6 protein-coding genes and 1 other RNA gene are annotated in these 8,129 nt (G+C 43.0%); 6 read left to right on the top strand and 1 reads right to left on the bottom strand.

Annotation, left to right across the window (positions count from 1 at the left end; genetic code table 11):
- Positions 1-144 precede the first annotated feature (144 nt).
- On the top strand, positions 145-837 hold the full coding sequence (locus AS194_RS12560) for a DUF4124 domain-containing protein (RefSeq protein ID WP_058025826.1): 693 nt from the start codon (positions 145-147) through the stop codon (positions 835-837).
- Positions 838-958: 121 nt separating this feature from the next.
- Here AS194_RS12560 and AS194_RS12555 read toward each other — a convergent pair whose 3' ends face one another.
- On the bottom strand, positions 959-1,675 hold the full coding sequence (locus tag AS194_RS12555) for an SIMPL domain-containing protein (RefSeq protein ID WP_058025825.1): 717 nt from the start codon (positions 1,673-1,675) through the stop codon (positions 959-961).
- Positions 1,676-1,930: 255 nt separating this feature from the next.
- Between AS194_RS12555 and ffs the strand changes: the two genes are divergently transcribed.
- The 5 genes from ffs to serC all read left to right on the top strand — a co-directional run bounded on the left by ffs (position 1,931) and on the right by serC (position 7,974).
- An RNA gene (gene ffs, locus AS194_RS13405) (signal recognition particle sRNA small type) lies at positions 1,931-2,027 on the top strand.
- 210 nt (positions 2,028-2,237) lie between these two features.
- Positions 2,238-2,834: a LemA family protein gene (locus AS194_RS12550; protein WP_058025823.1), complete on the top strand. Its 597-nt coding sequence runs from the start codon at positions 2,238-2,240 to the stop codon at positions 2,832-2,834.
- Between the two features lie 39 nt (positions 2,835-2,873).
- The gene (locus tag AS194_RS12545; RefSeq protein WP_058025822.1) at positions 2,874-5,771 is read left to right on the top strand and encodes a M48 family metalloprotease; all 2,898 of its coding nucleotides are present in this window, start codon (positions 2,874-2,876) and stop codon (positions 5,769-5,771) included.
- A gap of 62 nt (positions 5,772-5,833) precedes the next feature.
- The gene (locus tag AS194_RS12540; RefSeq protein WP_058025820.1) at positions 5,834-6,739 is read left to right on the top strand and encodes a DNA polymerase III subunit psi; all 906 of its coding nucleotides are present in this window, start codon (positions 5,834-5,836) and stop codon (positions 6,737-6,739) included.
- A gap of 92 nt (positions 6,740-6,831) precedes the next feature.
- Positions 6,832-7,974: a 3-phosphoserine/phosphohydroxythreonine transaminase gene (gene serC, locus AS194_RS12535; RefSeq protein ID WP_083499701.1), complete on the top strand. Its 1,143-nt coding sequence runs from the start codon at positions 6,832-6,834 to the stop codon at positions 7,972-7,974.
- The last annotated feature ends 155 nt before the right edge of the window (positions 7,975-8,129 follow it).

Here is an 8,129-nt window from a genome sequence, read left to right as displayed (position 1 = left end):
GCCAGCATGAAAAATGTCCATTACACCTATTTTTTTAAATATCATTGATTTCACATCAAATCCTACTGATTTTGCACCAAAAGTATCGCATAATAGTTATTATAAAAGTATATTAATAGTAAATACTAATTAGGTTGACTGACTATGAGTTTGTTATCAAAGCGGAATTTGTTACGAGGCAATGTACAGTTAGGAGCATTGGCTATCATCGCTAGCCTTTGTGCGCCTCTCAGCAACGCAGCACCCATCTACAAAGTGATTGATGAGCAGACAGGTCAAGTGACTTTTACCGATCGTCCGCAGTCTTATGAGGATCAGGCAGGAAAACAAGTCAGCCAGACCAGCGTCAATACTGGAGAAAGTAGCGCTCCAAAAGGCATGCCAAATGAGGTCAGAGGCAATACTGACCTTCCAGCAGCCGCTGCCACCAAACCTGCGGTGAATATCAACTATCAGTTGAGCATGATTGAGCCGAGCACTGAGCGTGCCTATCAGCGTCCTGCACAGAGTATCGTTATCGCGCTTGACGTAAAGCCTGCGCTACAGAATGGCGATCAAGTGAGTATATATTTGGATGGTAAAGAAATCGCCCAAGGATTAAGTGCTTCTGTCGCAACAGTCGATCTGCAGCCAGGCCCGCATAGCATCCGCGCTGTAGTTAAGAAGGTATCAGGACAAACAGGGCAGCAGGTCAATCGTACGGTACATGTCATTCAAAACACATTGATTCTACAAAAGAAAAAGAAGCTTGCCGAGCAGCTTTTGGCTTACGAGCGCTTGCCATGGCATCAGAAGGTACTGTTAAGAATGCGCGGTAATGACGCTGTATCTCAATAGCAAAGTCATTAGTAATATATAAATAAAAAGGGCAGACGTGATCATCGCGTCTGCCCTTATTATTTATTGCTTTTACTGAGCTTTAAATAAGCCTGTTGTCATTTACTTATTTGGTACTTACTTATTTGGTCAGCTCAATGGTACCATTGGCAGTCACTGAGATAGTGCTATTACCAGACTCAAAGCTTTGGCTTGGTACCGACTCGTCTGCCATTCCTGATTTCATGCTCATAGCGCTATACATTGGACGTGGATAGTTGCTACCGGTATTCAAATTAACATTCACGACGCGATAGCCACGTGCATCCCAAGCACGAGTCAGGCTCTTCGCTTGCTGCTGAAAAGCGCGAGATGCTTCGGTCATTAGTTTTTGCTCTAATGCATCTTTTTTGGTATCTGAGACGCCAAAGTTAAGATTATCCATGACTAAGGTTTCTTGTAGGTCCGCAATCAGCTGACTGGTTGCTGCAAAGTCTGTACTTTTCAAGTCTATGTTTGCTTGACCTGTCCAGCCAATGATTTTATCGTTTTTGTCATAGCGTGGATAGGTACGCTGCTGCCCTGTGCTGACGGTCACGCTTGGGTAGCGCTTGGCAATTTTCATGGCATTATTGATTGACGTATTAAGCATCGTGGCTAAAGTTTTGGCATCCGTTGCCTGAGCCTTTTTATATAAGCTGGCGCGTACTTCATCGTTTTGGATTTCTTCTTTTACTTCTGTCTGAAACGTCAGTTGGTCATAGCCTGTTGGCTCTGCATGGGCGCTACCCATCATGGCTGTCATTAAACAAGCAGTACCAGAGGCGAGTGCCGCTTTATTCAGTAAAGCATTTTTCATTATTATCTCCTAAATTAGTTTTAATAGTCTTCATATGAATGTTTTTAAAATCCATTTTCATATGAGAAGTTGTGCGTCTCATTTTCTAAATGCGGACATGTGTGCAACTTCATTCACTAAAATAGCAAAATCTGTATAAGTTGCTGTGAGAATTTTGTGAGCTAGGTTACTGGGTTATTTTTCGATTAAAACAAACAGTTTTAAGATAGGGGTTGTAAAATTAAAAAATCCTTGTATAATCTCATCCGGTGGCTCCATTGGTAGCCTCGCAACATTGTTCTATGAATCCCGCCAGGACCGGAAGGTAGCAACGGTAATAGATTTGATGTGTGCCGAGGATGTGCTGATGGAGTCGCTTTTTTTTTGCCTAAAATTTGATAGATATTCTAATAAAGTACCTAATATACCGGTATTCTGTATTAAGCCCTTCATTGTAAAGGGCTTTTTTTTGTCTAAGATTTCATTCGATTTCTTATTTAAATTAAAAGCTTCATTGATTCATATGCGTTAAAATACAATGTACTAACGTTTGTTAACATTCTGGACACTTTGAGGTTTGGTTATGAAGATGTTTGTTTGGCTGTTCATTATATTTGTGGTGCTAATCGTTGTGTTTGGGGTGTCCATATTTAATAAATTGGTGCGTGCACGTAACCAAGCAAAGAACGGCTTTGCGCAGATAGATGTGCAGCTCAAACGTCGCCATGATTTGATTCCAAATCTAGTCGAAACAGCCAAGCGTTACCTGACTCATGAGGAAGAGACACTGACACGAGTTATTAGTGCACGCAATCATGCTCAAAACCTACAAGATTCGCATAAGCATCAGCCAGACTCACAAGAGCACATGGCACTATTTGCCAAGGCAGAAGGCATGTTGTCCAAAGCGTTGAGCCAGTTTTCAGCAGTGGTAGAAGCCTATCCTGAGCTCAAAGCGGACAGTATGATCAAAGAGTTGATGGATGAGCTGACCAATACCGAAAACAGAATCGGTTTTGCTCGTCAGCATTATAATGATAGCGTGATGTTCTACAACAATGATCGTGAAGTGTTCCCTAACAATCTTGTCAGTACGACTTTTGGCTTTCGTCCGCTTAGTCCCTTGGTATTCGCAGACAGAGATACCATTGCTAAAGCACCGAATGTTAATCTGGGCTAAGATTTAGATAAATTTGGCCAATGTTAGGCAGCCCAGTTGATGGATTTTTTTGGTGAACAGCGGATACGTACACGGCGCAGTCTATTGCTCTATGGGCTGTTTTTCCTTATTGTGCTTGCTCATATGGCGGTGGCACTGGCTATCATGGGTTTGCTGTTAACGGTGTTCACAGGCGGTGTGTATCACTGGGTATTGATACTAGTCATTCTCTTTATATTAGGCAGTTTCGTTGGTGGGAGTTTTTTAGAATATCGGCGCTTGAGAGCGGGTGGTCGCGCTATTGCTCAGCGAGTAGGGGCGGTCAGACTGTTTATTGATAACAGTCAGGAACCATGGGAGCACAGTCATGGGGTAGCGCATCAACATGAAATCAAAGAAAAAGTTCACTATCGCTCACATCATATAGCAGTACGAAGCGAGCGTGATTTCCCACCAGTCTATCGTCGTTATTATGAGATTGCCCATCAGTTAGCGATTGCATCAGGTTTGTCTGCGCCTCTCTTATACGTACTACCCAATGAGCAAGGAATCAATGGCTTTGTCGCGGGTCGTCATCGTCAAGATATGGTGCTTATCGTGTCCCAAGGTGCGCTAGATAAATTGTCTGATGAAGCATTATATGGGCTGATTGGTCATGAGTATGGTCATATCTTGCATGGGGATGCCACGTTCAATCTACAGCTGATGGTGGTGTTAGCTGGCCTACAGATTCTATATGATTGGAGCGACCCCATTCCTAATAGTCGCTATTCTGACAATACAGTTGCCACCGATATTCCTCTATCACAGAGACAAGTTGACAGTCGTGCACGCCATATAGAGGCACAGACCGCCCGTTTTACCACGCACAGTGAGTGGGTGGAGTATTGGCAGACACAATCACAGCATCAGCAGGCATCAGCCAAACGTGAGTCTCGGTGGGTGCAAAGTAGACCTGTGATCGATCGTCAAGCACCCCGTAGTGTCTGGACATTATTGCTCCACGGTTTGAGCTTCTCAAGTATGGCCAGTGCCCAGCTAATCAAACACAGCTTTAATCGTGAGCGTGAGTTACTTGCTGATGCAACCAGCGTACAATTAACGCGCTCGCCTGCGATCATAGAAACCTTAAAAGCCATTCATCAGGACCCGATTGGGTCACGCCTCTCTGGTATTGCCGATGTCAATGGACTCAGCCATTTTTTCTTTGCCAGTAGTGGCGCGGACTTGGGTGATGTGTCTTGGTTTGCCACTCATCCAAGCTTGACGGAGCGTATGAGTGCTATTAATGCTGATGCCTATCGTAAGTTTGCCGTACAAGTCGTTAAAGAAAAGCGGATCAATCAGCAGAAAATAAAAGAAATATATCGGCAGCGCCATCTAGGTGATTTGGGAGCTGTAATAAAAAATAGCCTAAGCAAAAATTCACAGAAAAAGTCTCAAAAGTCTCAATTGCCGCATCGATCATTATTCGATATTGATGCAGAAGAAAACCATAAGCAAAACGCTATTTTTGATAACACTGCAAGTAACAGTGAAAGCCTGACAGATAAAGGTCTTGAGTTCACTAAAGAGGTAGATACAATTATCGATGGTCGCTTGCAGGTAGAAATATCACCTATAGATACCGATAATTTGCTGAAGCCTTGGCAGGCCAAACCTGACCCTGACCTACCAGAAGATATATTAATTGAAGCGAGCGATATTCAAAAGGTGTCACTCCCGCAATATGTACTCAATCATATTTATCATCCACTTGGTGCACAAGCGCTAATAGAAGCGGTCATGCTTTGCCATCAGCATCAACCATTGTCAACAAATGCATTATATGGTTTGGCAGATATTTGGGGTGAGGACTTTTCTATTAAAAGTGACTCTACTAGTCATAAGCAAGTATTACCCCATAGGATAGATGCTAAGCTACTGGCCATAGTGGCCAATTTGGATAGACGTTTGGACAGTGCTTTGATTGTATTTGCATTAGCCCAGTTACGTCGTCATGACTTATCTGAAATACATATCAAACAATTAAAGCTTAGAAGTGACAGCGAACACAGTCACGAAAGCGATCAGTACTATAAAAAACAAGCAAAATGCCGTACGATGTTGTTGCGTTACCAACAAGGTATGGTTGAGTTATTTCACCAACAGCTGACATCTGACTTAACTAAAAGCTTAGCTTGTGATTCTGTAGATCAAAAAATATCGAGTGATCGCTCTTACTCGGCAGCTAATTCATTCAATCATTCATTAGCTGTAGAGAGGCAAAAATTATCCATACTGTCATTATGGCAAGCGTTACAATTACAGCAGTTACTACCGATATTGTCTGAGGTTTTACACGATACGGATACGCAAGCTCTATCATCACAGACACTCAAAACTGGTATAGAAGGCGTAAGGGTACAGCTAGATCCTTCAGGGCAAGTATTTGAAGCACTGAGCGATGCTCAGATGTCGGTAATAGTTTTACTGGCGTATCGCCTATCAAAAGACGCTAAAGGCCAGATAATCTCAATATATGAGCGCTCATTATTGAGTGAAGGTGATGAGAGTGTGGCGCATTACATTGTAGATTTAAGACGTCATGCGCGTTTGGTTGATATTGATTTAACGACAGTGAGCGATGTCAATTTGCAATGGTTGTTATTAACGGCACAACACTTAAATAGTATTCAATTATTAGCGATTATTGCTGCGGTTCCTATTTCTACTATTCATTCTATCAAGCGGCCCATAAATACTTTGGGTAGTACTAATTATCCAGAGAGACAACAGGATGGTAGTCAAATAGATTATAATGACGATAGCACGGTAAGACCTGCTCATCATGAGTATCGACAATGGCTAAGTACATTGCATACCGTGATGTTACACGATACGATAATCAGCCAAGATGAATATGATTGCTTGCTCGCAATGTCAGAGCGCTGGCTAGGCGTACGGCAGCTTTTTTGATAAGAACTACCAAAATCATCTAAAAAACTATATAGACAACATAATTAGGATAGTAGAGTCGTATGAGTGATATCCAAAACCCGCTAAGTGTATTGCAGCGCCGTGTGCAGCAGCGCCAAATCCTAGCGATGATGGGTATCAATCAATGGGTGCGGCCTGAGTCAAGTACCGTAAATATAGCGGATATCACGATAGATTCGGTTGAGCGCTCAAATACTGGCTCTATTGATACTGAATCCGCAAATAATGAACCCGCGAGTGCTGGAGCTGCTATAGAGACAGTCGTTCAGCCGACCAGTGGTTATGATACGAATGACTCTTATAACAGCAACCATGATGATGTGAATGACGATACTCATGGTCTAGGTATTCATGAACAGGCAGCCACCGAGCAAAGCCCAGTCACCTATAGTTTTGATAGTGTGAGCAATGAGATATCTGCTACTTCAGATGCACCTCGTCTTCACAATAGTCCAGATATCGAATCAAACCAAACCGCCGCATTTTTTATAGATGAAGTGGTGCAGTCAACAACTGCGCCTATTGCGTCACATCAATTATCTCAAAGCAGTCATAATAGTGATAGTGTAAATGACGACAGCTTGAAAAAGGTAGCACCATTTAGCTTACAAGGTGGACGCTATGGGGATTGGGTGATATTGGTTGATATTCAGGCACTTAATAGTGATAGCCAAAAGCTATGGAATAATATCACTCAAGCACTCTCAATGACTCATGAGACGACCTCATTTCCGATTTGCGCCGGTATGGACACAGTAGAGCTTGCCAATGCCAGCCTTGCTGGATATGTCTTTAGGATTGGTCTGCGCGAAGAGATAAAAGTTGCTGCTTTAACAGTACTACCTGAAGGTCTTCAGCACCCCAACCTTATGACTGTGCCTACATTAGATGACATGATTGCAGATAGTGATGCTAAACGTCAGCTGTGGGAGCGCATATCTCATTGAGTGATATTAAAACTGATATCGATGTAAATTTTTTTATCAACAAACTGAAATAAAGGTCGCTTCTTTATTTCATCATACCTAGGACTGTGATTATGTCTATAACCCAAACGTCTACACCCACTGCTAATACTAATAGTAGTACGCCGCATCGTCTGCCAAACTTCTGTGCTGGCCCTGCCGCCATGCCAACATCCGTATTGGAGCGTGCTCAGAGCGAATTGCTCGACTGGCAAGGTCGCGGCCTATCGGTCATGGAAGTCAGCCACCGTAGTAAAGAGTACATGGCGATTACTGACAAAGCAGAAGCTAAGCTACGCACGCTTATGGAGATACCAGATAACTATAAAGTGCTGTTTTTGCAAGGCGGCGCTAGCTTGCAGTTTTCTGCCATTCCATTGAACCTGCTAAATGGCGGACGCGGCGATTATTTGACGACTGGTGCATGGTCAGGTAAGGCGATTAAAGAAGCCCAGCGCTATGAAGCACTTGGTCTGGGTAAGATTAACTTGGTCGCGACTGGCAAAGAGGACAACTTTACGACTGTACCCGCCCAAAGTGAGTGGAATGTGAGTGACGGTGCCGCTTATTTTCACTACTGTGCCAATGAGACTATCCATGGTCTACAGATATTTGAGCCACCACAAGTAGAGGCACCAATCATCGCTGATATGTCCTCTTCTATCTTGTCACAGCCGATAGATGTGTCTAAATTTGGTATGATCTATGCAGGTGCCCAAAAGAACATCGGTCCTGCAGGATTGGTCATTGCAATCATCCGTGATGATCTGTTGGGGCAGGCAAGTGAGTGGTGTCCTATGCTACTGAATTATGAGCACCAAGCAGACAAAGAGTCTATGTCTAACACGCCAGCGACGTACTCTTGGTACTTAGCAGGACTGGTGTTTGATTGGTTGGAAGAGCAGGGCGGTGTGGCTGCTATTGGCAAAATCAACCAGCAAAAAGCCGATTTACTTTATAAGACAATTGATGACAGCAGTTTTTATAACAACCCAGTCGATCCTCAGTATCGCTCTATCATGAACGTGCCATTTACCTTAGCAGATAGTAGCCTTGATAAAGTGTTCTTAGAAGAGTCAGAAAAAGCTGGCTTGTTAAATCTAAAAGGTCATCGTGACGTAGGCGGTATGCGAGCCAGTATTTACAACGCCGTACCACTTGAGTGGGTACAGCAGTTGGTTGATTTTATGATTGCGTTTGAGAAAAAGCATGCATAGGTCATACTAGACTTTAAAATAAAAGACGCCGCTTTTATAAGTTGCGTCTTTTTTTATGAGTATATTTGTCGATGCACAGTTTGAGTAAAAAGCGTTCAATATCTACCATCATTATATCTAATACCAATGATGTCGTACTGATAGATGTCGTACTG

It is taken from the genome of Psychrobacter piscatorii, from assembly GCF_001444505.1.
In the GTDB taxonomy this organism is placed as follows: domain Bacteria; phylum Pseudomonadota; class Gammaproteobacteria; order Pseudomonadales; family Moraxellaceae; genus Psychrobacter; species Psychrobacter piscatorii_B.
The sequence above is the reverse complement of the archived record's forward strand: the minus strand, read 5'-3'. Positions and strand labels throughout refer to the sequence as shown.